Annotated in this window: 21 protein-coding genes; 11 read left to right on the top strand and 10 right to left on the bottom strand. The window is 62.9% G+C overall.

Annotated features, from left to right (window positions below):
* Positions 1-36 precede the first annotated feature (36 nt).
* The 3 genes from clpB to rluD all read right to left on the bottom strand — a co-directional run bounded on the left by clpB (position 37) and on the right by rluD (position 4,548).
* Complete coding sequence (gene clpB / locus C167_RS0127795; protein ID WP_017521598.1) at positions 37-2,601, bottom strand: ATP-dependent chaperone ClpB; 2,565 nt, start codon at positions 2,599-2,601, stop codon at positions 37-39.
* 265 nt (positions 2,602-2,866) lie between these two features.
* A complete protein-coding gene (pgeF, locus tag C167_RS0127800) occupies positions 2,867-3,592 on the bottom strand; it encodes a peptidoglycan editing factor PgeF (RefSeq protein WP_017521599.1) in 726 nt (241 codons plus the stop codon).
* Positions 3,589-4,548: a 23S rRNA pseudouridine(1911/1915/1917) synthase RluD gene (gene rluD / locus C167_RS0127805; RefSeq protein WP_017521600.1), complete on the bottom strand. Its 960-nt coding sequence runs from the start codon at positions 4,546-4,548 to the stop codon at positions 3,589-3,591. The genes pgeF and rluD overlap by 4 nt, the downstream gene beginning before the upstream one ends.
* A gap of 147 nt (positions 4,549-4,695) precedes the next feature.
* Between rluD and C167_RS0127810 the strand changes: the two genes are divergently transcribed.
* The 4 genes from C167_RS0127810 to C167_RS0127825 all read left to right on the top strand — a co-directional run bounded on the left by C167_RS0127810 (position 4,696) and on the right by C167_RS0127825 (position 9,049).
* Entirely contained in the window at positions 4,696-5,721 is a 1,026-nt protein-coding gene (locus C167_RS0127810) for an outer membrane protein assembly factor BamD (protein ID WP_017521601.1), read from the top strand.
* A 153-nt stretch (positions 5,722-5,874) separates the two neighbouring features.
* A complete protein-coding gene (locus C167_RS0127815; RefSeq protein ID WP_026079328.1) occupies positions 5,875-6,117 on the top strand; it encodes a PP0621 family protein in 243 nt (80 codons plus the stop codon).
* Positions 6,107-7,696 (top strand): sensor histidine kinase, encoded by a 1,590-nt coding sequence (locus C167_RS0127820; protein WP_017521603.1) that lies wholly within the window; start codon positions 6,107-6,109, stop codon positions 7,694-7,696. Before C167_RS0127815 ends, C167_RS0127820 begins: the two co-directional genes overlap by 11 nt.
* Positions 7,697-7,711: 15 nt before the next feature.
* Positions 7,712-9,049 (top strand): sigma-54-dependent transcriptional regulator, encoded by a 1,338-nt coding sequence (locus C167_RS0127825; RefSeq protein WP_026079329.1) that lies wholly within the window; start codon positions 7,712-7,714, stop codon positions 9,047-9,049.
* 13 nt (positions 9,050-9,062) lie between these two features.
* Here the strand turns inward: C167_RS0127825 and thiO are convergent, their stop codons facing one another.
* On the bottom strand, positions 9,063-10,172 hold the full coding sequence (gene thiO, locus C167_RS0127830; RefSeq protein WP_017521605.1) for a glycine oxidase ThiO: 1,110 nt from the start codon (positions 10,170-10,172) through the stop codon (positions 9,063-9,065).
* 195 nt (positions 10,173-10,367) lie between these two features.
* On the opposite strand from thiO, the gene C167_RS0127835 reads away from it, so the two are divergent.
* The 7 genes from C167_RS0127835 (at position 10,368) to C167_RS0127865 (ending at position 18,854) form a co-directional block, all read left to right on the top strand.
* A complete protein-coding gene (locus C167_RS0127835; RefSeq protein ID WP_017521606.1) occupies positions 10,368-10,880 on the top strand; it encodes a GspH/FimT family pseudopilin in 513 nt (170 codons plus the stop codon).
* Between the two features lie 152 nt (positions 10,881-11,032).
* Positions 11,033-11,512 (top strand): GspH/FimT family pseudopilin, encoded by a 480-nt coding sequence (locus C167_RS0127840; RefSeq protein WP_017521607.1) that lies wholly within the window; start codon positions 11,033-11,035, stop codon positions 11,510-11,512.
* Positions 11,509-12,069: a type IV pilus modification protein PilV gene (gene pilV, locus C167_RS0127845; protein ID WP_026079330.1), complete on the top strand. Its 561-nt coding sequence runs from the start codon at positions 11,509-11,511 to the stop codon at positions 12,067-12,069. Before C167_RS0127840 ends, pilV begins: the two co-directional genes overlap by 4 nt.
* A gap of 1 nt (position 12,070) precedes the next feature.
* Positions 12,071-12,871 (top strand): prepilin-type N-terminal cleavage/methylation domain-containing protein, encoded by an 801-nt coding sequence (locus tag C167_RS0127850; protein WP_026079331.1) that lies wholly within the window; start codon positions 12,071-12,073, stop codon positions 12,869-12,871.
* Positions 12,868-13,398 (top strand): PilX N-terminal domain-containing pilus assembly protein, encoded by a 531-nt coding sequence (locus C167_RS0127855; RefSeq protein ID WP_017521610.1) that lies wholly within the window; start codon positions 12,868-12,870, stop codon positions 13,396-13,398. Before C167_RS0127850 ends, C167_RS0127855 begins: the two co-directional genes overlap by 4 nt.
* A 13-nt stretch (positions 13,399-13,411) precedes the next feature.
* Complete coding sequence (locus C167_RS33030; RefSeq protein WP_017521611.1) at positions 13,412-18,400, top strand: PilC/PilY family type IV pilus protein; 4,989 nt, start codon at positions 13,412-13,414, stop codon at positions 18,398-18,400.
* A 13-nt stretch (positions 18,401-18,413) separates the two neighbouring features.
* Positions 18,414-18,854, top strand: coding sequence for a type IV pilin protein (locus C167_RS0127865; RefSeq protein WP_017521612.1), 441 nt, complete (start codon positions 18,414-18,416; stop codon positions 18,852-18,854).
* Positions 18,855-18,917: 63 nt separating this feature from the next.
* On the opposite strand, the gene ispH is transcribed toward C167_RS0127865, so the two are convergent.
* From ispH to murJ, 6 genes are all read right to left on the bottom strand, one after another.
* Complete coding sequence (gene ispH / locus C167_RS0127870) at positions 18,918-19,862, bottom strand: 4-hydroxy-3-methylbut-2-enyl diphosphate reductase (RefSeq protein ID WP_017521613.1); 945 nt, start codon at positions 19,860-19,862, stop codon at positions 18,918-18,920.
* Between the two features lie 97 nt (positions 19,863-19,959).
* Positions 19,960-20,412: an FKBP-type peptidyl-prolyl cis-trans isomerase gene (gene fkpB / locus C167_RS0127875; RefSeq protein WP_017521614.1), complete on the bottom strand. Its 453-nt coding sequence runs from the start codon at positions 20,410-20,412 to the stop codon at positions 19,960-19,962.
* A complete protein-coding gene (gene lspA, locus C167_RS0127880) occupies positions 20,405-20,914 on the bottom strand; it encodes a signal peptidase II (protein WP_017521615.1) in 510 nt (169 codons plus the stop codon). Before lspA ends, fkpB begins: the two co-directional genes overlap by 8 nt.
* Positions 20,907-23,741, bottom strand: a complete 2,835-nt coding sequence (gene ileS / locus C167_RS0127885) for an isoleucine--tRNA ligase (protein ID WP_017521616.1) — start codon at positions 23,739-23,741, stop codon at positions 20,907-20,909. The genes lspA and ileS overlap by 8 nt, the downstream gene beginning before the upstream one ends.
* A 21-nt stretch (positions 23,742-23,762) precedes the next feature.
* Positions 23,763-24,701, bottom strand: coding sequence for a bifunctional riboflavin kinase/FAD synthetase (ribF, locus tag C167_RS0127890; RefSeq protein ID WP_017521617.1), 939 nt, complete (start codon positions 24,699-24,701; stop codon positions 23,763-23,765).
* Positions 24,702-24,807: 106 nt separating this feature from the next.
* Entirely contained in the window at positions 24,808-26,346 is a 1,539-nt protein-coding gene (murJ, locus tag C167_RS0127895) for a murein biosynthesis integral membrane protein MurJ (protein WP_017521618.1), read from the bottom strand.
* Positions 26,347-26,407 lie beyond the last annotated feature (61 nt).

Genomic DNA, 26,407 nt, shown 5'->3' on the forward strand with positions numbered 1-26,407 from the left:
GCCCGCCAATTGGCGGGCTTTTTCATGGAGCACGGATCAGGAGAAGACGATCTCGTCATTTTCGACCTTGGCGTGGATCTGCGTACCAGGGTTGAACTTGCCGGCCAGGATCAGTTGCGCCAGCGGGTTCTCGATCCAGCGCTGGATTGCGCGCTTGAGCGGCCGTGCGCCATACACCGGATCGAAACCGACGGCGATCAGCTTGTCCATGGCGTCGTCGCTCAGCTCCAGGCTCAGCTCGCGCTCGGCCAGGCGTTTGCGCAGGCGGCCCATCTGGATCTGGGCGATGCCGGCGATCTGCTCGCGAGCCAACGGTTCGAAGACCACCACTTCGTCGATCCGGTTGATGAATTCCGGACGGAAGTGCGAATTCACCGCATCCATGACTGCTGCATGCTGGGCTTCACGGTCGCCGACCAGTTCCTGGATCTGCGCAGAGCCCAGGTTCGAGGTCATCACCACCACGGTATTGCGGAAGTCCACGGTGCGGCCGTGGCTATCGGTCAGGCGGCCGTCTTCGAGCACCTGCAGCAGCACATTGAAGACGTCCGGGTGGGCCTTCTCGACTTCGTCGAGCAGCACCACGGAGTACGGCTTGCGTCGCACGGCCTCGGTCAGGTAACCACCTTCTTCATAGCCGACGTAGCCCGGCGGTGCGCCGATCAGACGGGCCACGGAGTGTTTCTCCATGAATTCGGACATGTCGATGCGCACCAGCGCTTCCTCGGTGTCGAAGAGGAATTCGGCCAGCGCCTTGCACAGCTCAGTCTTGCCCACCCCGGTCGGGCCGAGGAAGAGGAACGAGCCGCTGGGGCGATTCGGGTCCGCCAGCCCCGCACGGGAACGGCGCACGGCGTTGGCCACGGCTACCACGGCCTCATGCTGGCCGATGACGCGCTTGTGCAGCTCGTCTTCCATGCGCAGCAGCTTCTCGCGCTCGCCTTCGAGCATCTTGGAGACCGGGATGCCGGTCCACTTGGCGACCACTTCGGCGATTTCCTCGTCGGTCACCTTGTTGCGCAGCAGCTGCTTCTCGGTCTGGCCATGCTGGTCGACCATCTGCAGGCTGCGCTCCAGGTCCGGAATGGTCTGGTACTGGATGCGCGCCATGGTTTCCAGGTCGCCCTTGCGCCGCGCGGTCTCCATTTCCTGCTTGGCCTGCTCGATCTTCTGCTGGATCTGCGCGGAACCCTGGACCTCGGCTTTCTCCGACTTCCAGATTTCCTCGAGGTCGGCGTACTCGCGCTCAAGCTTGGCGATGTCTTCTTCCAGCTTGGCGAGGCGCTTCCTGGTGGCCTCGTCGTCTTCCTTCTTCAGCGCCTCGCGTTCGATCTTCAACTGGATCAGGCGGCGATCCAGGCGATCAAGTTCCTCCGGCTTGGAGTCGATCTCCATGCGGATGCGGCTGGCGGCCTCGTCGATCAGGTCGATGGCCTTGTCCGGCAGTTGGCGATCGGTGATGTAGCGATGGCTGAGCTTGGCCGCGGCGATGATCGCGCCATCGGTAATGGTCACGCCGTGGTGCACCTCGTAGCGCTCTTTCAGGCCACGCAGGATGGCGATGGTGTCCTCCTCGCTCGGCTCATCCACCAGCACTTTCTGGAAGCGGCGCTCCAGGGCGGCATCCTTCTCGATGTACTGGCGGTATTCGTCCAGGGTGGTAGCACCCACGCAGTGCAACTCGCCACGGGCCAGGGCCGGCTTGAGCATGTTGCCGGCATCCATGGCGCCTTCGGCCTTGCCGGCACCGACCATGGTGTGCAGTTCGTCGATGAACAGGATGATCCGCCCTTCCTGCTTGGACAGTTCGTTGAGCACGGCTTTCAGGCGCTCCTCGAACTCGCCGCGGAACTTGGCGCCAGCGATCAGCGCGCCCATGTCCAGCGCCAGCAGACGCTTGTCCTTAAGGCCGTCGGGCACTTCGCCGTTGACGATGCGCTGCGCCAGGCCTTCGACGATGGCAGTCTTGCCGACGCCGGGTTCGCCGATCAGCACGGGGTTGTTCTTGGTGCGGCGCTGCAGGACCTGGATGGTCCGGCGGATTTCGTCGTCACGGCCGATCACCGGGTCAAGCTTGCCGTCCTCGGCGCGCTTGGTCATGTCGACGGTGTACTTGTCCAGCGCCTGGCGCGAGTCCTCGGCGTTCGGATCGTTGACCGCCTCGCCGCCGCGCAGGTTGGCCACGGCGTTTTCCAGGGCCTTCTTGGAAACGCCCTGGCTGGTCAGCAGCTTGCCAAGCTTGGTGCTGTCGTCCATGGCCGCCAGCAGCACGAGCTCGCTGGAGATGAACTGGTCGCCTTTCTGCTGGGCCAGGCGGTCGGCCTGGTTGAGCAGGCGCGCCAGGTCCTGCGACAGGTTCACGTCGCCGGTGGGGTTCTGGATTTTCGGCAGCGTGTCCATCTCTTTATTGAGCGAGGCACGCAGCGCCGGGATATCGAAGCCGACCTGCATCAACAGGGGCTTGATGGAGCCGCCCTGCTGATCGATCAGCGCGGACAGCAGGTGCACCGGCTCGATGGCCGGGTGGTCATGTCCAACGGCCAGGGACTGGGCATCGGAGAGTGCAAGCTGGAGCTTGCTGGTCAAACGGTCGATTCGCATGAGGGTCGTCCTTCCTTTCTATAGCGGGCCGGAGCGATGAGTGCCCCTGGTCACGACAAAGCCCGCCGGGATGCCAGATAGATAAGGACGATTTTGGTCGGTTCAAGCCATTTGGCCATGACACCCGTCAGTTTGTGCCTACAGAAAGGCCATAAGGAGCGAGTCTCGGACCTCGACCTTGGAAGGACTTTGTAGGAGCGAGCTTGCTCGCGAACCGCTTATGACCGTGAGGTTCGCGAGCAAGCTCGCTCCTACGAAAAGCCGATCAGGTCAGCCAGATCAGGCTCGCCAGGCGGCCGGTACGGGGGTTGCGGCGGTAGGAATAGAAGCGTTCGGTGTCGGTGAAGGTGCAAAAGTCCCCACCATAGACGGCGGTTACACCTTTTGCCGCGAGACGGATGCGCGCCAGCTCATAGATGTCGGCCATGAACTTGCCGGCATTGGCGCTGGGTACGAAGGCCCGCGTGGTTTCGGCGTGGTCCGCCAGGAAGGCTTCGCGTACTTCCGGGCCGACTTCGAAGGCCTGCGGGCCGATGGACGGGCCGAGCCAGACCAGCAGCTCTGCCGGTGCGACGCCCAAGGCATCCACGGTCGCTTCCAGCACGCCACCCGCCAGCCCGCGCCAGCCGGCGTGGGCTGCACCGACACGAGTACCCGCGCGATCGCAGAACAGCGCAGGCAGGCAGTCGGCGGTCATGATGGTGCAGGCCATGCCGGGCGTGGCGCTCCAGCTGGCATCCGCGGTGGCGACGACAGACGGATCGGCCTCGACCACATCGATACCATGAACCTGGCTCAACCAGGCGGGCTGGCAGCCCAGATCGGCAGTCAGACGGCGGCGGTTCTCGGCCACGGCGGCCGGGTCATCGCCGACGTGGTCACCGAGGTTGAAGCTATCGAACGGCTCGAGGCTGACGCCGCCGGCGCGGGTCGTCACGCAAGCTCGGACGTTCGCCGGAGCCGGCCAGTCGGGCGTCAGCCACGGGGTCATACGAAGGACTCGTTGTCCTGCCGCAACAGGCTCAGCAGCCAGGTGAAGTCATCCGGCAGCGGCGACTCCCACTTCATGCGCACGTGGGTAGCCGGGTGATCCAGCTCCAGGAAGCGCGCGTGCAGGGCCTGGCGCGGGAAATCGCGCAGGGACTCGACCAGGGTCGGGCTGGCCCCCGGCGGAATGCGGAAACGCCCGCCGTAGGTGGGGTCGCCCACCAGCGGGTGGCCGATGTGCGTCATATGGACGCGGATCTGGTGGGTACGGCCGGTTTCCAGCTTCACCCGGGTGTGGGTGTGCGCTCGGAAGCGCTCCAGCACGCGGTAATGGCTGATGGCGACCTTGCCGGTCTCGATCACCGCCATTTTCTGCCGCTGCACGCCGTGGCGGCCGATGGGCGCGTCGACGGTGCCACCGGCGACGATCACACCGGTGACTATGGCTTCATAGATGCGGCTGACCGAGCGCGCCTGCAGCTGGGCGACCAGGTTGGTATGCGCTTCCAGGGTCTTGGCCACCACCATCAGGCCGGTGGTGTCCTTGTCCAGGCGGTGCACGATGCCGGCGCGCGGCACGTTGGCCAGATGCGGCACGTGGTGCAGCAGCGCATTGAGCAGGGTGCCATCCTGATGGCCGGCAGCGGGGTGAACCACCAGGCCGGTGGGCTTGTCGATGACCAGGATGTGGTCGTCTTCGTAGACGATGTCCAGCTCGATGTCCTGGGCTACCCATTCACCCTGGGCCTCCAGTTCAACGTCCAGCTGCAGGCGCGAGCCGGCATGGACGATGTCGCGCGGGCGCAGCACGGCGCCGTCGACCTTGAGACGGCCGTCCTTGATCCAGCCCGCCAGGCGGGACCGGGAGTGGTCGGAGAAGAGCTGGGCGGCGACCTGGTCGAGACGCTGACCACCGAGGTCGAACGGCACTTCTGCCGCGAGTTGGATGATATCGGACATGACTGGACACGAAGGGCGCGCGGCCTTTTGGTTCGGCTGCGCGCTGTGGTTAAATACGGGGCCTTTGTCCCAGGGGTACCCCTGGGGCGCCAATCATAACAGACGGTTGCGGCCGCGACAGCCGACCGTCCAGGGACGCAAGCCGCCATGCAAGTGAAACACCTGCTGCTGATCGCCACCCTCGCCTTCGTCACCGCTTGCTCCTCAAAGGGCGAGAAGGTGGATGAGAACCTGAGCGAAAGCCAGCTGTACCAGCAGGCACAGGAAGACCTCAACAACAAGAGCTACACCAACGCCGTCGCCAAGCTGAAGGCGCTGGAGTCCCGCTATCCGTTCGGCCGCTATGCCGAGCAGGCCCAGTTGGAACTGATCTACGCCAACTACAAGAACATGGAGCCCGAGGCCGCCCGCGCCTCCGCCGAGCGCTTCATCCGCCTGCACCCGCAACATCCGAACGTCGACTACGCCTACTACCTCAAGGGCCTGGCGTCCTTCGACCAGGACCGCGGCCTGCTGGCGCGCTTCCTGCCGCTGGACATGACCAAGCGCGACCCGGGCGCTGCCCGCGACTCCTTCAACGAGTTCGCCCAACTCGTCAGCCGCTACCCGAACAGCCGCTACGCCCCGGACGCCAAGGCGCGCATGATCTACCTGCGCAACCTGCTGGCGGCCTACGAAGTGCACGTCGGCCACTACTACCTGAAGCGCCAGGCCTATGTCGCCGCCGCCAACCGGGGTCGCTACGTGGTCGAGAACTTCCAGGAAACCCCGGCCGTCGGGGATGGCCTGGCGATCATGGTCGAGGCCTACCAGCGCCTGGGCCTGAACGATCTGGCCGATTCCAGCCTGGAAACCCTGAAGGCCAACTACCCGGACAACCCCAGCCTGAAGGATGGCCAGTTCGTTCCGCGTGAAGACGAAGCCGACAACCGTTCCTGGCTGGCCAAGGCCACCCTGGGCCTGATCGAGACCAACGATGCCCCGCCGCACATGGAAACCCAGGCATCGAAGGACGTGATCAAGCAGTACGAAGACGCCGAGCAGCAGATCCCGGCCGAACTCAAGCCCGAAAACCAGAGCGACGTCCAGGAAGAACAGCATGAATCCGAAGGCAACGCCGGCAGTGGCGACCGCTCCTGGTTCAGCTACATGACCTTCGGCATCTTCGACTGATAGCGGCAGGCTCGAGAAAAAAGGGAGGCTTCGGCCTCCCTTTTCATTTGGGCAAAGCCTGGACGTCTTATCCCGGGCCCGCCAGGTGCGCGCACAGGCTCACTGTGCGCCACCGCGCGGCTTGGATAAACTGCGGCTCTTTATGCACAAGGGATTGCCATGACCCGTCTGCTGTTCTGGATCGCCCTCTTCGCCTTCGGTTGGTGGTTGTGGCGCAAAGCCACCCGCCCGGCTCGTCCCGCCCACAAGGCCAAGGGCGAGGACACGGCCGCGCCGATGGTCCGCTGCAACCAGTGCGGCGTGCATGTGCCGCAGACTCACGCCCTCCGGGACGAGGGCAACTGGTATTGCAGCCGTGCGCACCTCGAACAGGACCGCACCGACCGTGGTCGCTGAAGGTATCTCGCTCACGGGCCAGGGCCTGCGGGTCCTGCGCCTGTATCACCTGTACCGCCTGACCATCGGGCTGGTGCTGGTGCTGCTGATCTCCAGCAGCCTGGATGATGAGCTCCTCAAAGTGGCCCACCCCGAACTGTTCCACATCGGCTGCTGGGTCTACCTGGTCCTCAATATCCTGATCGCGGTGCTGATGCCCACCCCGCGGCAGCTCTTGCCGCTGTTCATCCTGGCGGCGCTGGACATACTACTGCTGAGCGCCTTGTTCTATACCGCCGGCGGCATTCCCAGCGGCATCGGCAACCTGATGGTGGTGGCCGTGGCCATTGCCAATATCCTCCTGCGCGGCCGCATCGGCCTGCTGATCGCCGCCATCGCTGCTATCGGCCTGATCTACCTGACCTTCTACCTGAGCCTCACCCAGCCCACGGCTATCAACCACTACGTCCAGGCTGGCGGCCTGGGGGCGCTGAGTTTCGCCTCGGCACTGCTGATCCAGGCCCTGGCCCGGCGCCAGCAGATCGTCGAAAACATCGCCGAGCAGCGCGCCACCACGGTGGCCAATCTCGAAGAGCTCAATGCCCTGATCCTGCAGCGCATGCGCACCGGCATCCTGGTCCTGGGTGATCGCCACCGCGTGCTGCTGGCCAACCAGAGCGCGACGACCCTGCTCGGCGGCCACGACCTGCCCGGCCACTCGCTCGCCGAATACAGCCCGCAACTGGTCTCCAGCCTGCAGCAGTGGCAGCAGAACCCCGCCCTGCGCCCACCGAGCTTGCAGCCCCTGGAGTCGGGCCCGACCGTGCAGCCGAGCTTCATCCCCCTGCGCCGCGACAACGAGCAGCACATCCTGATGTTCCTCGAGGACATCTCGCAAATCGCCCAGCAGGCCCAGCAACTCAAGCTGGTCGCCCTGGGTCGCCTTACCGCCGGCATCGCCCACGAGATCCGCAACCCGCTGGGGGCGATCAGTCATGCCGCGCAGTTGCTGCTGGAGTCCGAAGAGCTGGACAAGCCCGACCGACGCCTGGCGCAGATCATCCAGGACCAGTCGCGGCGCATGAATCTGGTCATCGAGAACGTTCTGCAGCTCTCGCGCCGACGCCAGGCCGAGCCGCAGTTGCTCGACCTGAAATACTGGCTGCACCGCTATGCCGGTGAAATGCGCGAGAGCCTGCGCGAAGGTCAGCAGATTCACGTCGAAACCGGCCAGGGAACCGTGCAGACCCGCATGGATCCGCACCAGTTGACGCAGGTACTGACCAACCTTGTGCAGAATGGGTTACGGTACAGCACTCAGAAGAACGGCACCGGCCAGGTGTGGCTGCGGCTGTTCCGCGACAGCGAAACCGATCTGCCCGTGCTGGAAGTACTCGATGACGGGCCCGGAATCGCTGCCGAGCAGCGGGGGAAACTGTTCGAACCGTTCTTCACCACCGAAAGCAAGGGCACGGGCCTTGGCCTGTACATCTCCCGCGAGCTGTGCGAAAGCAACCAGGCTCGACTGGATTACAAGACGCGTGACGAAGGCGGCACCTGCTTCCGCATCACCTTCGCCCACCCGCGCAAACAAAGCTAAGAAGACGCAATGACCATGAGCCGTCAAAAAGCCCTGATCGTCGACGACGAACCCGACATCCGCGAGCTGCTGGAGATCACCCTCGGCCGCATGAAGCTGGATACCCGCAGCGCCCGCAACGTCAAGGAGGCCCGCGACTTCCTCGCCCGCGAACCCTTCGACTTCTGCCTGACCGATATGCGCCTGCCCGATGGCACCGGCCTGGACCTGGTGCAGTACATCCAGCAGCGCCATCCGCAGATGCCGGTAGCGATGATCACCGCCTTCGGCAGCCTCGACACCGCCGTGCAGGCGCTCAAGGCCGGTGCCTTCGATTTCCTGACCAAGCCTGTGGACCTCGCCCGGCTTCGCGAGCTGGTGAACACAGCCCTGCGCCTGCGCTCCCCGGATGCCGAGGAGGCACCGGTGGACAGCCGCCTGCTCGGCGACTCGCCGCCGATGCGCACCCTGCGCAACCAGGTGGCGAAGCTCGCGCGAAGCCAGGCGCCGGTGTACATCAGCGGCGAGTCCGGCAGCGGCAAGGAGCTGGTGGCCCGACTGATCCATGAGCAGGGCCCGCGCGAGAGCCAGACCTTCGTGCCGGTCAACTGCGGCGCCATCCCTTCCGAGCTGATGGAAAGCGAATTCTTCGGCCACAAGAAAGGCAGCTTCACCGGTGCGGTGGAAGACAAGCTCGGCCTGTTCCAGGCAGCGAACGGCGGCACCCTGTTCCTCGACGAAGTGGCCGACCTGCCATTGCCGATGCAGGTCAAACTGCTGCGCGTGATCCAGGAAAAAGCCGTGCGCGCCGTGGGCGGCCAGCAGGAGGTCGCAGTGGATGTGCGAATCCTCTGCGCGACCCATAAGGACCTGGCCGCCGAAGTGGCCGCCGGCCGCTTCCGCCAGGACCTCTACTACCGTCTGAATGTCATCGAGCTGCGCGTTCCGCCGCTGCGCGAGCGCCGCGAAGACATCCCACTGCTGACCGACCGCGTGCTCAAGCGCCTGGCCGGGGACAGCGGCCTGGCGGCCGCCTCGCTGAGCGCCGATGCACTGGAGAAGCTCAAGAACTACCGCTTTCCCGGCAACGTGCGGGAACTGGAGAACATGCTGGAGCGCGCCTACACGCTCTGCGAAAACGACGTCATCCAGCCCCACGACCTGCGCCTGGCCGAGACCAGCACCGCGGACAGCGGCGGCGAGGCGAGCCTCGCGCAGATCGACAACCTCGAGGACTACCTCGAGGACATCGAGCGCAAGCTGATCATGCAGGCGTTGGAAGAGACGCGCTGGAACCGTACTGCGGCAGCGCAGCGCCTGGGCCTGACCTTCCGCTCCATGCGCTACCGGCTGAAGAAACTGGGTATCGACTGATCCCCGGCAGGCCTCAGACGATGGGCGTCGCCACCAGACGCCCTTCCGGTGAGTAGGGTGCCGCCTCGATGATGGGCTGACGCTTCTGCATCAGGTCCACCAGCAACTGGCAGGACGCCGGCGCCAGCACCAGACCGTTGCGGTAATGGCCGGTGTTCAACCATAGCCCCTGATGACCGGGCACCTCGCCAATGAAGGGGATGCCCTGCGGCGCCCCCGGACGCAGCCCCGCCCAGTGGTTCACCGGCTGCATGCCCGCCAGCGCGGGAATCAACTCTTGCGCCGACGCGCGCAGGCTGCTCAGAGCCTCGTTCGATGGAGTCTTGTCGAAACCGGCAAACTCCAGCGTGCTGCCCACCAGGATATGGCCGTCACGGCGAGGTATTGCGTAGCGACCTTTCGCCAGCACCATGCTGGAGAGGAAATCAGGAGCGCAGCGATACAGGATCATCTGTCCCTTTACCGGCTCGACCGGCAACTCCAGGCCCAGCCTGGCCAATAGCTGGCCACTCCAGGCGCCAGCCGCCAGTACTACCGAGCCGGCAGTGAAATCGCCCTGCTCAGTGAGCACGCCTGTCACGCGCTCGCCCTTCTGCAGGAAGCCGGTCACCTCCACCTGTTCCTGTACGCTGACGTTTGGCAGCCGCACCAGCGCCTCGCGCAACGCCTTGGCCAGGCGCGGGTTGCGCACGTTGGCCACGCCGGACATGTACACCGCGCGAGCGAAGCCCTGCCCCAGAACCGGGACAGCCTCGTGTACGGCATCGATATCCACCTCAGAAAGCGGGCGGCCATTGGCCTTGGCCCAGGCCAGGGCTTCGGCCTGGTCGTCGAGGTCAAGCCAGTAGAGACCGGTGACATGCACTTCCGGATCGAGCCCCGTGTCGGCGAGCAGGCGATCCCCCAATAGCGGGTAGAAGTCCTGCGACCAGTGGGCCAGGTTGGCGACCGCCGCGCTGTAGCGCCACGGATAGAGCGGCGAGACGATGCCACCGCCCGCCCAGGATGCCTCACGCCCGGTCTCGCCGCGCTCCAGCAGCACCACCTCGGCGCCCGCCTGCCCCAGCGTCCACGCAGTCAGCATCCCGACTACGCCAGCGCCCACCACGATCATGTCCGGCATACCACGCCCCACATCACAGGAAAACCAACGGCCCATTGCCGGCCGCACACTATACCGGGCATGAGCGGATGAGGGAGCAGGACAGAAGTCGGTGCGGCATCGGACCGCTCCTACAACATCCATCCAACTTGCCCCCGAGCGCGCCGCGATCAAGGGCCGATACTTGGCCCTTCCGCACACATCCAGGAGCAGGTCATGGCCAGGGATCGGGGCTTCACTCTCGTCGAACTGCTGTTCACCCTGGCAATCATCGCCATCGCGCTGTCCATCGCAGCTCCGTCGTTCAGCGAAATGCTGAGCAACCAGCGCGCAAGCACGGCGACACATGAACTACGCAGCGCGTTGGACTTCGCCCGCGAAACTGCTGCGCATAGCGGGCAACCCATCAGCGTCGTCGCGAACCATGGCGACTGGGCGGCGGGCTGGGAGATCTTTGTCGACCCAGACAATCGCGGCACCCGTCCCCCGGAGCAAGTACTGCTCGCCGTTCATGATCCACTGACAGGCATCCGCGTCCACACGGACAGCACTTCGCGCCGCTTTATCCACTACATCCCCCGCGGCAACGCCATCCAACCCAACGGCGCCTTCCACGCCGGCACGCTGACGCTCTGCGGCGAGGGTCGCAGCAGCTTTCGCATCGTCTTCAATAAGGCCGGACGGATCCGCACCGAGTCCGGAACCACCGAGGACTTCTGTCTCCGCTAACGCACTTCGCACATCGTCCGTGACAGGCCTCACACAAGCCCGGATGGCATGACCGAACATCGCCCTATAACGAACGGTCATCCATAGAAAAAGGACATTTCCCACACGACTAGGCAGCATTGCCGCTATCGAAAATGTAGGGAATGCGCCCCATGTCGCGTCCAAAGGGACTGGCCGGATTTACACTGATCGAATTGATGCTTGTCGTGGCGCTATTGGCCGTATTTGCGTCCTTGGCGCTGCCAAGCTTCCAGACACTCATCCGTAACAACCGCACCGAGAGCACTGCCAACGAGTTGGCCGCGCTATTTCAATATGCGCGCGGCGAAGCAGTAACGCGCAGTCTGTCAATTACGGCAACGGCAGCCAACGGTAGCTGGGTCGTATCCCAGGGTAATATCTCGCTCCGCTCGATGAACGTACCGGCGTCCCCCATGAGCATCAGCCCCACCAGCACGACACTGACCTTCTATTCCAACGGTACGGCATCGGCAAATACCAGCATCTATGTCTGTCAGTCCAGCAACACAGCCAGCGGCTACCTGATCGAAATCACGGCCAGTGGATTGATCAAGCTGTGGCCCCGCGGCAAGAGCAGTGCAAGCCAGGCGCTGGGGAGCTGCGGATCATGAGTCATTGCCCAGAGCGTCAAAGTGGCTTCAGCATGATCGAGGTATTAGTCGCGCTTCTACTCATCTGCATCGGCGTGCTGGGTATGGTCGCCATGCAAGGACGCACCACTCAGTACAACGTTGATTCCACCCAGCGCAGCAATGCCGCCATGTTGGCCAACGAACTGCTGGAAACAATGCGGAGCAACCGCGACCAGGTGTACACGGCCGCCAACAGCATCAATAGCAGTTCGCCCTACTTCAAGCTGGGCAGCACCACTTATCCGACCGCGCTGGCCGCCAACGAATGTCAGCCTTTGCCCCCCAATTCCAACGCAGCCAAGCAACTCAGTTGTTGGCTGACCCGCGTTCGCCAGATCCTGCCCGATGCCGCAGCACTAGGCAGCGAGGTCCATGTCTGCCAGGCCGGCGACAGCATTGGCACGTGTGGCAATACCGGTCGCGCCGTTGAAATCCAGCTCGCTTGGCGTGTGAAGGAGGGCGAATGCATGGACGCTTCCTCCGCGGCGGGATCTGACGGCAGTGTTTGCCATTACCGGATACGGGCGGAGATTTGACATGCGCAACTGCACAACTACCCAAGCCGGCCTTTCCCTTATTGAATTAATGGTGGCGCTGGCTATCAGCAGCTTCCTCGTGCTGGGTATCACCCAACTCTACGTTGATAACAAAAACGGTTTTCTGTTCAGTACCGCGCAGATCGAGAACCAGGCAAACAGCCGCTATACCTTCATGATCCTTGATCAGGAGCTAAGCAAGGTCGGCTACCGCCGTCGCCCGGACCAATCCTTCGCAAGCGCCTTCCCTGCCGCCAATACTGGCGCGCCTTCGGGTTGCAGCTTCAGTGCGGGGCAGGCTGTAACCCTCCCCAGCAGCGGTGGCGGGCTTTGTATCCGCTACCAGCCACGCGATGGCAACGAGCGTGACTGCCAGGGCAACCTGCCAGCCAGCAGTGCAGTCCCCACCACCCCGTACACCAACGCAACGCTGATGGTCATGGAAAAGTTCACCATTGACGCCAATGGCAACTTGCAGTGCGCAGTGGGAAGCAATGCTGCGCAGACCGTTCTCAGTGGCGTGGCGGATATCCAGTTCGAGTACGGCGTCGGTCCTGCCACCTCCGACCGGGTGGTGGACACCTATACGGTATCCCCTGGCAGTTTGCCGATTCGCGCCATTCGTTACTCGGCACTGATGGCCAGCAGCATCAACGTGCGCAAGGGCGGTGACAGCCTGACGCTTTCGCAGTGGAAGACGCGCTACCCATCGTCAACACCCAGCACGAGTTCCTCATTCGACAGCGGCCAGTTGTTCCAGGTGGCCCAAGGCACCATTACGTTCAGGAATCTGTTGCAATGAAAACACCCCGCCAAGCGCAACAAGGCGCGATCCTGTTCGTCTCGCTGATCATCCTGCTCATCATCTCGCTCCTGGCCATTTCGAGCGTCCGTCAATCGACCCTGGAATCGCGTATCACCGGCAGCGTGATCGAGGAGAAACGCCTGTTCAACAGTGCGGAGTCCGGGTTGCGCAATACGGAATCGACCATTGCGAGCTCGATGCTGCCAGCGGACCAATGCGCCAGCACCATCGTATTGCCTTGCCTGTGGAATAAAACACCGGCCTATACGCAGGATTTCAGCGATGGATTGGCTTATACCGGGAAGGGGACCTACCCCGCAGCTACCTCCGGCGTCACTACTTCCGTGACCCGTTACATGATTTCCGCGCCCACTGGTGGCGCGGCCGGCCAAACAATGAATCCCGAATACGGCAACATGATGCTGGGTACGGGAACCTTCATGTATGAAGTCAACAGTCGCGCTACCAGCAATGGCCGCACAGTTCCAGTGCGCTCGGTCATGGCGCGCGTTTTCAACAATTGATCCAGGCCCAGATATGAAGAACCCTACCCGTTTTTCGGCCAGCGCTCGTCCGGCCATCCTGCTCGGCCTGCTGCTCTCGTGCTGCGCGGCACACGCTGATATCGACATATCCAACACGCCCGTATTCGTCAACGACTCGGTACCGCCGCTGAACATGCTGGTAATGGGGCGAGACCACAAGCTCTACTACGAGGCGTACAACGATGCCTCCGACCTGAACGGCGATGGTATTCTCGATGTGGGCTACAAAGGCTATCTGACCAAAGCCAACGGCGGCATCGACTATTACGGTTACTTCAATTCGTATGTCTGCTACGACTACTCTGATGGAAAGTTCGTCCCGTCGGTGGCGACTACCAACAAGCAATGCACCGGCAAGTGGAGTGGGGACTTCCTCAACTACCTGGCCACGTCCCGCATGGACGCGTTACGCAAGGTGCTCTACGGCGGCTATAGAGTGGAAGACACAACCAGTTCCACTGTGCTTCAGGCCGCCTATATCCCTCAGGATGCGCATACTTGGGGCAAGGAGTACCTGAGCCAGGCGCACGACGGCTATTTGATCAGCAGCTTCACTCCTTTGACCCAACCCGCTCCCGGCTACCGACACTTGTTTGCCGTTACCTCGCTGACGCAGGACACTGGCATTCCGCAACTGCGCACCTTGACCAACACAACGTTCCGCATTTGGAACTGGGTGTCCAAAGAACGCCCGGTGGCAGGCACGGACTGCGTGAACAGCTCAGGCTCGACCGTCGCCTGCACCAGCGGCGGTCCCAGTAACTCCTGGGCACTGGTACCTGCCGATCAACTGTCAAATCTCAACTGGACCATCTGGAAGGACAGTACCGCCACGTCCACCAACAAGTCGCAGATGGACACGCTGTTCAACGCTACCAACAGCGGCAACAGCACGCGCTGCGGCACGGGCACCTTGCCGTTCAGCAACATCAATACCGGACAGAACTTCACCAATCCCTGGACCGGCAGAAACAACAACAATTGCACGCAAGATGCTTTCCATACCGAAATCACCGGCACGCTGACGCCTTCCATGACCGGCACCTACGAGTTCTCAGTGGATGGTGACGACGCAGTGGAGTTCCAACTCAACGGGACTGTGATCGCTTCCGCCTACGGCGACCACGGAGCTACAGGCGCCGGTGGCAGCGGCACCCCCGGGTCCATATACCTGACCGCCGGCCAGGCTTACACCATTAAGTACCGCCATGAAGAGAATGGCGGTGACGCGAGCTTCTATCTCTATTGGAAGACCCCGGCCAGTGGCACCAGCACCATGACCGACCGCAACATCAAGGTTGTCGCCTGCCCTGCCGACTCGACGCTGCGCGAAAGCAACTGTACCGCCTACGGCCAGAGCGGCATCAAGCCCACCGGCATTCTTCACGACTACGGCGCCGCCAATAAGATGTATTTCGGCCTGCTCACAGGCTCATTCCAGAAGAACATCAGCGGTGGAGTGCTGCGCAGCAAGATCCAGAGCTTTGTGAAGGAATACAACACCAGTACCGGTCAGTTCTGCTCTTCGGGCAGTAACATCTGCACCAATACCGATGCGGTGACCAATGGAATCGTGGCAACGATCAACAAGTTGCGCATTATTGATTTCAGCTACAGCTCGCAGTCCTATGGCTGCGGCTGGATCACCACCCGCCCCATCGCTCAGACGGATACCTGCTATATGTGGGGTAACCCGATTGGCGAGATGATGTACGAAACGCTGCGCTACTTCTCCGGCGCTACCGCTCCGACCAGCACTTACGACTACGGTACTGGCAGCAGCAAGGACGCCGACCTCGGCCTGCCGCGAGTGGGCACCTGGACGCCTCCTTATCGCTCCTCGGCTAGCGCCACCGATGGCTACCCGCTGTGTTCGGTGCCGGCAATGACGGTCATCAGTGACATCAACCCCTCTTATGACTTCAAACTGCCGGGCAGTAATTTCTCGACCGCCGTCAGCGCCCCGAGCAGCGGGCCACTCGCCGGTCTGAACGTCTCCACCGAAGCAGACGCTATCTGGACCAAGGAGGGGGGCGGCAGCCGCAATATCTTCATTGGGGAATCCAATGGCGTCGCGGACAGCGCGCCTACCCCCAAGACCGTGAGCAATCTGTCCACCGTTCGGGGTTTGGCGCCGGAGGAACCGAGTAAACAGGGCACTTATTACTCTGCTGCAGTGGCTCACTACGGCGCTCGCACCGCCATCGGTGGGACCAAAAAAGTCCTGACCTACACCGTGGCGCTCGCCTCACCACTCCCCACTATCAAGTTCCCGGTCACCGTCTCGGGTACCACCAGCACAATTACGGTGGTTCCCTTCGCAAAATCCGTAGGGGGTAGCAGCATCGACCCCAATGGAGCCTTCCAGCCCACTGACCAGATCGTCGACTACTACGTCGAAACTTTCGCTAATACTGCGCCGGCCTGTAATGGCGGTGCCCCCAGCGTGGTGACCGACTGCGATGCCACCGTTAATGGAGGCCGTCCATACGCCAAATTCCGCATTAACTATGAGGATGTGGAGCAGGGTGCCGACCATGACATGGATGCCATTTCCGTCTACGAGTTGCTCGTTAACGCTCAAGGCAAGCTGGTCATCAACATGACATCCGAATACGCCGCTGGTGGCATCGACCAGCACATGGGGTACGTCATCTCAGGTACCACCCGCGATGGCATCTATTTGGAAGTCAAAGACCAGAGCGGCTCGAACGTTGCCTACAAACTTGACACCCCTGCCGATCAGATTCCTGGCTATTGCAACGTCACCGGCACCAAGCCGGCAGCCTGTACTCTGACAGCCCTCAACTCGAGTCGTACCTTCGACATTTCCGGCAACCCAGCAGCGACCTTCCTGCAGAATCCGCTATGGTATGCCGCGAAGTACGGCACAACCGCGGCTAACCCCGATGCCGATGGCGACGGTGTGCCGGACAATTACTTCTTGGTCACCAACGCCCTGACGCTGAAAGACCAGCTCAACAAGGCATTCAACGATATCTACCAACGTAACAGCTCTGTCTCGGCCCCCACGGTCGGCCGCATGCAGGCGGGCGCGTCGGTATCCGACGACCGCTCCGTCTATCGCACCAACTTCAAGGTGGAAGACTGGTCTGGCGACCTCATCAAGGAAACTATCAGCCCAGTGGACGGAAGCCGCACGGTCAATTGGCACGCCACCGTTCCTTCCAGCCGAACCATCAAATTCAAGGGAAGTTCGGGCTCGCTCGCCAATCTGACATACAGCAATCTTGCTGGCATTTCCTACAACGGCACATCGCTTCAAAGCACCTTGACGGAAGGCCAGCTTAACTACGTCCTGGGTTCACGAACCGGCGAAGGAACGGACTATCGGCGACGCGACTCTTTGCTGGGCGATATCGTCAACTCCAGCGTTGCGGTAGTTTCCGGTGCACAGTATCTGGCCTATCTCGCAGGCGCCATCGATGGCGGCAACGCGAAGTACCAGGCGTTCATGGCAGCCAAGAGGGATCGGGCGAAGCGCATCTATGTCGGCGCCAACGACGGGATGCTTCATGTATTCGATGACAATGGGAGCGAAGTCTTCGCCTATGTGCCACGCGCCGTGATACCCCAACTGCGGTATCTGAGCAGCCGTGATTACACAGCCTCCCAGCATCGCTGGTACGTGGATGGTGCGCTTACGGTACGCGATGTGTATTTCGACGATGACTGGCACACTGTACTGATTGGTAATCTGGGTGCGGGTGGGAAGTCGGTATTTGCTCTGGATATCACCGATCCGGCAAACATTTCGCTGCTCTGGGAATTCAGCGAAGAAACCGCAGCGACGAAGGACACCACCAATACCACGTTGAGCAACATGGGGTTCAGTATCCCGACCCCAGTGGTCGCACGGCTGCACAGTGGTCAATGGGGAGTGCTGATCCCCAACGGCTACAACAGCGCCAACAACGGTAGCGGCAAAGCAGTCATGTTCATCCTGGACATCAAGACCGGTAACGTATTGCGTACCTTGGTGGCCCAGGGCGCAGCAGGTACCAATGGTCTATCGAGCATCCGCGGCGCAGACAACAACGGCGACGGCATCATCGACTATGCCTATGCCGGGGATCTGCAGGGTAATTTGTGGCGTTTCGATCTGCTCGACACCAGCTCAACAACCCCATTTGCCAGCACCACCGTCAACGCATCCACCTTCAAGGTGTCATTCGGCGGCTCGCCCCTCTACACCGCGATGGACAGTACCGCCACAAACGCCGTGGCGCAGCCGATCACCGCTCCGCCATCGCTAGTGCGCCATCCGTCGATGACTGGCTATCTGGTCATGTTCGGCACTGGCCGGTACCTGGGCAGCTCCGACAAGGTATCGCCCTTCCAGGTGCAGTCGCTTTACGGCATCTGGGACAAGCAGACCGCTGGCGAGGCAGCTCCTAACACGCCGTCACTGACGCGCACCAACTTGCAGGAGCAGACCTTCTCCTCGCAGGTGAACGGCGCCAGCTTCACGAATCCAGCAACCTCCACCACGACCAGCCAAGACATCCGGCTGCTGAGCCAGAACAGCGTGAACTGGACAACCAAGAGCGGTTGGTTCCTCGACTGGCGCGTCGGTACCGGCAGTTCGTCTGTTGTCGGCGAGCGAGTCGTCGACGAGATGGCTGCCCGTGGCCAAGTGCTGTTCGTCAACACCCGCACGCCTAATCTGGATGTCTGCCAGGCAGGTGTGGAGGGCTGGTCTTACGGCATCGACCCCAACACGGGCGGCCGCTCCAGCTTCAATGTATTCGACTTCAATCAGAACTCGAAGGTCGATAGCGGAGATGCCTACGTCAATGGCAACAACAACTCTGTCGTCAGCGGCTACAAAACGCCAGCGGGAGGTTCAGCGCTGTCAGGCGACCTGCGTTTCACTTCCGATGGCGCTCCGATGACGGTCAGCTTCGGCCCGGAATCTACCGGTCGGCAATCCTGGCGCGTGATACCACAGAGCAATTAAAGAGGCAGTATTCATGACAACGCAACGTGGCTTCACGCTGCTCGAAATGATGATCACAGTGGTGGTGATCTCGATCCTGGCGGCGATTGCTTACCCTAGCTACCAGCAATACATCCTGCGCGGTAATCGTGCCGAGGGGCAGGCTGTGCTGAACGACGCAGCCGCCCGTCAGGAACGCTACTACGCTCAGAACAATGCCTATACCGATGACTTGACCAAGCTCAACATGCGCAACAGTTCCGGCAATGGCACCACGGCAAGCGTGCAGTCGGATACCGGACTTTACACCGTGACTCTCAGCACCACCGCAGCCAACAGCGGAGGCTATTTGCTGACCGCAACGCCACGGCGAGCTCCCCAGACGTCAGATAGTCAGTGCACCACATTGACGTTGAACGCACTGGGAGTAAAAGGCTCCACGGGCACGGCAACGACTGCTGATTGCTGGAAGTAAACGGCAAAAACAAAAAGCCCGATCAACTGATCGGGCTTTTTTTGTCCGCCTTCCAGGCTCGGCTCAGACCGCCTTGACCCTGAGTTCCTTGGGCATCGAGAAGGTGATGTTCTCCTCCCGCCCATCCAGCTCCACCTCGGGCTCCGCCCCCCAATCACGCAGTTGCTGGATAACGCCACGCACCAGCACTTCCGGAGCTGAAGCGCCGGCGGTGATGCCGATGCGCTGGACGCCTTCGAACCACTCCTTCTTCAGGTCTTCGGCGCCGTCGATCAGGTAGCCCGGAGTGCCCATGCGCTCGGCCAGCTCGCGCAGGCGGTTGGAGTTGGAGCTGTTCGGGCTGCCCACCACCAGCACCAGGTCGCACTGGTCGGCGAGCTCCTTCACCGCATCCTGGCGGTTCTGGGTGGCGTAGCAGATGTCGTTCTTGCGCGGGCCCTGAATGTGCGGGAACTTGGCGCGCAGCGCGTCGATCACCTTGGAGGTGTCGTCCATCGACAGGGTGGTCTGGGTAACGAAGTGCAGCGCCTCGGGGTTGCGCACCTCCAGCGCGGCGACATCAGCCTCGTCTTCCACCAGGTAGATGGCCCCGCCGTTGGAGTCATCATACTGGCCCATGGTGCCTTCGACTTCCGGATGGCCTTGGTGACCAATCAGGATGCACTCGTGGCCGTCGCGGCTGTAGCGCACGACTTCCATGTGCACCTTGGTCACCAGCGGGCAGGTCGCATCGAAGACCTTCAGGCCGCGGTTCTCGGCTTCCTTGCGCACCGCCTGGGAAACGCCGTGGGCGCTGAAGATGACGATGGTGTCGTCCGGCACCTGGTCGAGCTCCTCGACGAACACGGCGCCGCGGTTGCGCAGGTTCTCCACCACGAACTTGTTGTGCACCACTTCATGGCGCACATAGATCGGCGGGCCGAAGACGTCGAGGGCGCGATTGACGATCTCGATCGCCCGGTCGACGCCGGCGCAGAAGCCGCGGGGATTGGCGAGTTTGATTTGCATGGTGGCCTCGGGTGCTACGCAAGCCGGCCCACGAGGGGCCGGTAGGAATACTTCGCCTCAAGCGCAACGGCCCGCCGGCGGCGGGCCGCGCAACCAGTCAGGCTGGTTGTACGTCGATGATATCGACGTCGAACGACAGGGTCTTACCGGCCAGCGGATGATTGAAGTCGATGGTGACGTGCTGCTCATCGAACTGCTTCACGACGCCCGGCAACTCGGTCTTGGCGGCGTCGTTGAAGATCACCAGCAGGCCCTCGGCCAGCTCCATGTCCTGGAACTGGTCGCGCGGCATCACCTGCACGTTGGCCGGGTTCGGCTGGCCGAAGCCATTCTCCGGCTCGATGGTCAGGGTGCGCTTGTCGCCGGCCTTCAGGCCGAACAGCGCCTGCTCGAAACCCGGTAGCAGGTTGCCGTCGCCGACCTTGAAGGTGGCCGGCTGCTTCTCGAAGGTGCTGTCGACGACGTTGCCGTCATCGAGTTTCAGGGCGAAATGCAGGGTGACCTTCGAGTCGCCGCCGATGCGCTGAATGGTGTCAGAGGAATCAACCATTGGCGGTCTCTCCGGAATTCTTCGATTTGAACATGTCCAGCGCCAGCATGATGGCGCCGACGGTGATGGCGCTGTCGGCCAGGTTGAAGGCCGGGAAGCGCCACTGGTCCTGCCAGTGGACCAGGATGAAGTCCACCACGTGGCCCAGGACCATGCGGTCGTACAGGTTGCCCAGCGCGCCGCCCAGCACCAGCGCCAGGGCGATGGCAAGCCAAGTCTCCCCGCGCTTCAGGCGCTTGAGCCAGACCACCAGCACGACGCTGACCACGATGGCGATCAGGGCGAACAGCCAGCGCTGCCAGCCGGAGCTGTCGGCCAGGAAGCTGAATGCGGCGCCGGTGTTGTAGGCCAGCGTCCAGCTGAACAGGTCGGGGATGACCACGATCTGCTGGTACATGGTCAGCTCGGACTGGAAGAAGGCCTTGCTGACCTGATCCAGCACGAACACGACCACGGTGATCCACAGCCAGGGCAAGCGGCCGAAACGATCGGCGTTAGGCATAGTGACGCACCTCGCCCGCGCCATCGATGTTCTCGACGCAACGGCCACACAGTTCCGGATGCGCGGCATGGCTGCCGACGTCCGCACGGAAGTGCCAGCAACGGCCGCACTTGGCGTGGGCGGACTTGACCACTTTCAGCTTCAGGCCCGGCAGTTCGCTCTCGACGGCATCGGCCGGCGCATCGGCCAGCGGCGCGACAGTGGCGGCGGAAGTGATCAGCACGAAGCGCAGCTCATTACCCAGTTTCTCCAGGCGCTTGGCCAGGGAGTCTTCGGCGTAGAGGGTGATCTCGGCCTGCAGGTTGCCGCCGATGGTCTTGGCGCTGCGCAGGTTTTCCAGTTCCTTGTTCACGGCAGCCTTGGCAGCCATGACTTCGTCCCAGTAGGCGCGGTCCAGTTCGGCATCGGCCGGCAGCTCGGAGAGGCCGTCGTACCAGGTGGTCAGCATCACCGATTCGGCGCGCTCGCCCGGCATGAAGCTCCAGATCTCCTCGGCGGTGAAGGCCATGATCGGGGCGATCCAGCGCACCAGGGCCTCGGCGATGTGGAACAGTGCGGTCTGGCAGGAACGGCGGGCGACGCTGTTCGCCTGGGTGGTGTATTGGCGGTCCTTGATGATGTCCAGGTAGAAGCCGCCCAGCTCCTGCACGCAGAAGTTGTGCACCTTGGAATAGACGTTCCAGAAGCGGTAGTCGCGGTAGGCCTCTTCCAGCTCGCGCTGCAGCTGCAGGGCGCGGTCGATGGCCCAGCGGTCCAGGGCCAGCAGCTGGTCGTTGGGCAGCAGGTCCTTGGCCGGGTCGAAGCCGGACAGGTTGGACAGCAGGAAGCGCGTGGTATTGCGGATACGGCGGTAGGCGTCGGCGCTGCGCTGGAGGATCTGCTGGGAAACGGCGATCTCACCGGAGTAGTCGGTGGACGCGACCCACAGGCGCAGGATGTCAGCGCCCATGCTGTCGATCACGGTCTGCGGCACCACGGTGTTGCCCAGCGACTTGGACATCTTGCGGCCGGACTCGTCCACGGTGAAGCCGTGGGTCAGCAACTGGCGGTACGGCGCGTGGCCGTCGATGGCGCAGCCGGTCAGCAGCGAGGAATGGAACCAGCCGCGGTGCTGGTCGGAGCCTTCCAGGTAGAGGTCGGCGGCCGGGCCGCTGGCATGGCCCAGCTCGGCGTGGGAGCCGCGCAGCACGTGCCAGTGGGTGGTGCCGGAGTCGAACCAGACATCCAGGGTGTCGTTGATCTTGTCGTACTGCGCGGCCTCGTCGCCCAGCAGCTCGGCGGCGTCGAGCTTGAACCAGGCCTCGATGCCTTCTTTCTCGACGCGCAGGGCGACGGCTTCCATCAGCTCGACGGTGCGCGGGTGCAGCTCGCCGGTGGCCTTGTGCAGGAAGAACGGGATCGGTACGCCCCAGTTGCGCTGACGCGAGATGCACCAGTCCGGACGGCCGGCGATCATGCCGTGCAGGCGCGCCTGGCCCCAAGAGGGCACGAATTCGGTTTCGGTGATGGCTTCCAGCGCGCGCTCGCGCAGGGTGGCACCGGTCTGCGGCTGCTTGTCCATGCCGACGAACCACTGTGCGGTGGCACGGTAGATCAGCGGAGTCTTGTGACGCCAGCAGTGCATGTAGCTGTGGCTGATGCTGGCGTGCTTGAGCAGCGCGCCGACTTCATCGAGCTTGGCGACGATATTCGGGTTGGCCTTCCAGATGAACTGGCCGCCGAAGAACGGCAGGTCGGCGACGTACACGCCGTTGCTCTGCACGGGACTCAGGATGTCGTCGTTGACCATGCCGTACTGCTTGCAGGTACGGAAGTCATCCTCACCGTAGGCCGGGGCGGAGTGAACCACGCCGGTACCGGCGCCCAGCTCGACGTACTCGGCCAGGTAGACCGGCGAGAAACGCTCGTAGAACGGGTGGCGGAAGCGAATCAGGTCCAGCGCTTCGCCCTGTGCAGTGGCGATGACCCGGCCTTCCAGGCCGTAGCGTTGCAGGCAGGACTCGACCAGTTCCTCGGCCAGCACCAGCAGGCGCTCGCCGGTATCGACCAGCGCGTAGGTGAATTCGGGGTGGACGTTCAGCGCCTGGTTGGCCGGAATGGTCCAGGGGGTGGTGGTCCAGATGACGATGGCGGCCGGCTTGGGCAGGCCGGCCAGGCCGAAAGCGGCGGCCAACTTGTCCGCATCCTCAACCGGGAAGGCGACATCGATGGCGTCGGATTTCTTGTCGGCGTACTCGACCTCCGCCTCGGCCAGGGCCGAGCCGCAGTCGAAGCACCAGTTCACCGGTTTCAGGCCCTTGAATACGAAGCCCTGCTTGACCATCTCGGCGAGCGCGCGGATTTCCCCGGCCTCGTTGGAGAAGTTCATGGTCTTGTAGGGATTGTCCCAGTCACCCAGCACGCCCAGGCGGATGAAATCGGCCTTCTGTCCTTCGATCTGCTCGGCAGCGTATTCGCGGCACAGTTCGCGGGTCTTGTCCGCCGGCAGGTTCTTGCCGTGGGTGGTCTCGACCTTGTGCTCGATCGGCAGGCCATGGCAGTCCCAGCCCGGCACGTAGGGGGCGTCGTAGCCGGCCAGGGTCTTGGAGCGGACGATGATGTCCTTGAGGATCTTGTTGACCGCGTGACCGATGTGGATGCTGCCGTTGGCGTAGGGCGGGCCATCGTGCAGGATGAATTTCGGGCGACCTTCGCCAATCTTCCGCAGCTTCTGGTACAGGCCAATGTCGTTCCAGAGCTTGAGAGTTTGCGGCTCGCGCTGCGGCAGGCCGGCTTTCATCGGGAAGTCGGTTTCGGGAAGGTTCAGAGTGGCTTTGTAATCGGTCATCTCAGGGCCTGTTCAGGATCTTCAATCAAGCGGTTGGCCCAGCCAGTAGGCCCGGGCGGCGGCGATGTCGGCGAGGATGGCCGCCTTGAGTGCCTCGAGCGAGGCAAAACGCTGCTCATCACGCAGCTTCTGGTGGAACGTGATAGCCAGGTGCTGGCCGTACAGATCGCCGGCGAAATCCAGCAGATGCACTTCCAGGTGGGGCCGGCCATCGCCATTCACAGACGGCCGGGTGCCAATGTTGGCAACCCCGTTGCAGCGCTGGCCAGCCACCATCGTACTGACCAGGTAAACGCCGTTGAGCGGCGCCTTGCGGCGCTTGAGCTGGATGTTCGCGGTGGGCGAACCCAGCGTACGGCCCAGCTTCTGCCCATGCAGCACGCGGCCGCTCAGGCTGTAGGGGCGACCCAGCAGGCGCTCGACCATGTGCAGGTCGCCGTCGGCCAGGTCCTTGCGGATACGCGAGCTGCTCACCCGCATGCCGTCGACTTCCACGGTGGTCGCGGCCTCGACGGTGAAGCCCTGCTCCGCGCTGGCGTTGACCAGGAAGGCGAAGTCGCCGGAGCGGTCGCAGCCAAAACGGAAATCGTCACCCACTTCCAGGTGGCGAACCCGCAGGCCCTCCACCAGCACCTGGCGGACGAACTCGGCGGCCGACAGCTCGCGCAGGCGGCGGTTGAACGCCAGGCAGAGAACGAAGTCGACGCCGTACTGGCGCAGCAGTTCGAGCTTCTCGCGCAGGCGCGTCAGGCGCACCGGGGCGGCATCGGGAGCGAAATATTCGCGCGGCTGCGGCTCGAAGATCACCACGCAGCTGGGCACGCCCAGCTCCAGCGACCGCTCGCGCAGACGCCCCAGGATCGCCTGGTGGCCGAGATGGACGCCGTCGAAGTTACCGATGGTGGCGACACAGCCCCCGGACAGGGGCCGCAGGTTGTGAAGGCCTCGAAGCAGCTGCATAGCGCGCGTATTGCTCAGAAAGTGGTCGATTATACCTGCACCCGCCGCGGCGCGACAGGCAAAATGCCGTCGCCGCAAACGGATGCAATGCTTTACCCGATGAAGGCTACAGCACCGCGCGACGGGAAAAGTCCCGCAGGCGGAAGCCAAGGAGCGCCAGCATACCGAAATAGGCGGCGACACCCGCCGCCACCAGGGCACCCAGGCGTACCAGGCGGATCGGCATGCCGCCCTGATCCCAGGCCGGCATGAAGTGCATCATGCCGACCAGCACCGCGCACATCACCAGTACAGAGACGACTAATTTGGCGATGAACCCGCCCCAGCCAGGCTGCGGCTCGAACAACTGGTGCTTGCGCAGTTGCCAATACAGCAGCCCGGCATTCAGGCACGCCGCCAGGCTGATCGCCAGCGCCAGCCCCGCGTGCTTGAGCGGGCCGATGAACACCAGGTTCATCAACTGGGTGGATACCAGCGTAAAGAGCGCGATCTTCACCGGTGTCTTGATGTTCTGCCGCGCGTAGAAGCCCGGCGCCAGCACCTTCACCAGGATGATGCCGAGCAGGCCGACCGCATAGGCGACCAGCGCATGCTGGGTCATCAGGGCGTCGTGGCCGTCGAACTTGCCGTACTGGAACAGCGCGACGGTCAGCGGCTCGGCGATCACCGCCAGGGCCAGGGAGCACGGCAGCACCAGCAGGAAGCACAGGCGCAGCCCCCAGTCCATCAGCCGCGAATACTCATGGCGGTCATCGCTGGCGTAGGTCTTGGCCAGGGATGGCAGCAGGATGGTGCCCAGCGCAACGCCCAGCACGCCGGACGGCAGCTCCATCAGGCGGTCCGCGTAATACATCCAGGACACGGAGCCTGCGACCAGGAAGGAGGCGAAGATGGTGTTGATGATCAGCGAAATCTGGCTGACCGAGACGCCGAGGATCGCCGGCCCCATCTGTTTGAGCACACGCCAGACGCCAGAATCTCGCAGGTTGATGCGCGGCAGCACCAGCATGCCGATCTTCTTCAGGTGCGGCAGCTGGTAGAGCAGTTGCGCCAGGCCCCCGGCCAGCACCGCCCAGCCCAACGCCATGATCGGCGGGTCGAAGTACGGCGTCAGGAACAGCGCGAAGACGATCATGCTGACATTCAGCAGGGTCGGCACGAAGGCCGGCACCGAGAAGCGATTCCAGGTATTGAGGATCGCCCCGACCAGGGAGGCCAGCGAGATCAGCAGAATATAAGGAAAGGTCACCCGCAGCAGCGAACTGGTGAGCTCGAACTTCTCCGGTGAATCGACGAAGCCGGGAGCCGTCACCCAGATCACCCAGGGAGCTGCAAGCATCCCCAGCACGGTGACCAGCGCCAGGATCAACGTCAGCAGGCCGGACACATAGGCGATGAAGGTACGGGTCGCCTCCTCGCCCTGCTGGGTCTTGTACTCGGCCAGGATCGGCACGAAAGCCTGGGAGAACGCCCCCTCGGCGAAGATGCGACGCAGCAGGTTGGGCAGCTTGAAGGCGACGAAGAAGGCGTCGGTGGCCATGCCGGCGCCGAACATGCGCGCGACTATCGTGTCGCGCACGAAGCCGAGCACCCGCGAGATCATGGTCATCGAGCTGACCGCGGCCAGCGACTTGAGTAAGTTCATAGCGTCCAGAACTGGTAGAATGGCTGCCCCTGCAGGGTGCAGCCCTGGCCTTGGAGCAATT

Source organism: Pseudomonas nitroreducens TX1, from assembly GCF_000313755.1.
Lineage (GTDB): Bacteria > Pseudomonadota > Gammaproteobacteria > Pseudomonadales > Pseudomonadaceae > Pseudomonas > Pseudomonas nitroreducens_A.

Coding starts and splice junctions, on each gene's coding strand:
- C167_RS0127855 (WP_017521610.1), top strand. CDS start 12,868: ATGAAAACACCCCGCCAAGCGCAACAAGGCGCGATCCTGTTCGTCTCG.
- C167_RS0127840 (WP_017521607.1), top strand. CDS start 11,033: ATGTCGCGTCCAAAGGGACTGGCCGGATTTACACTGATCGAATTGATG.
- C167_RS33030 (WP_017521611.1), top strand. CDS start 13,412: ATGAAGAACCCTACCCGTTTTTCGGCCAGCGCTCGTCCGGCCATCCTG.
- C167_RS0127850 (WP_026079331.1), top strand. CDS start 12,071: ATGCGCAACTGCACAACTACCCAAGCCGGCCTTTCCCTTATTGAATTA.
- lspA (WP_017521615.1), bottom strand. CDS start 20,914: ATGCCTAACGCCGATCGTTTCGGCCGCTTGCCCTGGCTGTGGATCACC.
- fkpB (WP_017521614.1), bottom strand. CDS start 20,412: ATGGTTGATTCCTCTGACACCATTCAGCGCATCGGCGGCGACTCGAAG.
- murJ (WP_017521618.1), bottom strand. CDS start 26,346: ATGAACTTACTCAAGTCGCTGGCCGCGGTCAGCTCGATGACCATGATC.
- pgeF (WP_017521599.1), bottom strand. CDS start 3,592: ATGACCCCGTGGCTGACGCCCGACTGGCCGGCTCCGGCGAACGTCCGA.
- ispH (WP_017521613.1), bottom strand. CDS start 19,862: ATGCAAATCAAACTCGCCAATCCCCGCGGCTTCTGCGCCGGCGTCGAC.
- ileS (WP_017521616.1), bottom strand. CDS start 23,741: ATGACCGATTACAAAGCCACTCTGAACCTTCCCGAAACCGACTTCCCG.
- C167_RS0127865 (WP_017521612.1), top strand. CDS start 18,414: ATGACAACGCAACGTGGCTTCACGCTGCTCGAAATGATGATCACAGTG.
- ribF (WP_017521617.1), bottom strand. CDS start 24,701: ATGCAGCTGCTTCGAGGCCTTCACAACCTGCGGCCCCTGTCCGGGGGC.
- C167_RS0127835 (WP_017521606.1), top strand. CDS start 10,368: ATGGCCAGGGATCGGGGCTTCACTCTCGTCGAACTGCTGTTCACCCTG.
- rluD (WP_017521600.1), bottom strand. CDS start 4,548: ATGTCCGATATCATCCAACTCGCGGCAGAAGTGCCGTTCGACCTCGGT.
- pilV (WP_026079330.1), top strand. CDS start 11,509: ATGAGTCATTGCCCAGAGCGTCAAAGTGGCTTCAGCATGATCGAGGTA.
- C167_RS0127825 (WP_026079329.1), top strand. CDS start 7,712: ATGAGCCGTCAAAAAGCCCTGATCGTCGACGACGAACCCGACATCCGC.
- clpB (WP_017521598.1), bottom strand. CDS start 2,601: ATGCGAATCGACCGTTTGACCAGCAAGCTCCAGCTTGCACTCTCCGAT.
- thiO (WP_017521605.1), bottom strand. CDS start 10,172: ATGCCGGACATGATCGTGGTGGGCGCTGGCGTAGTCGGGATGCTGACT.
- C167_RS0127810 (WP_017521601.1), top strand. CDS start 4,696: ATGCAAGTGAAACACCTGCTGCTGATCGCCACCCTCGCCTTCGTCACC.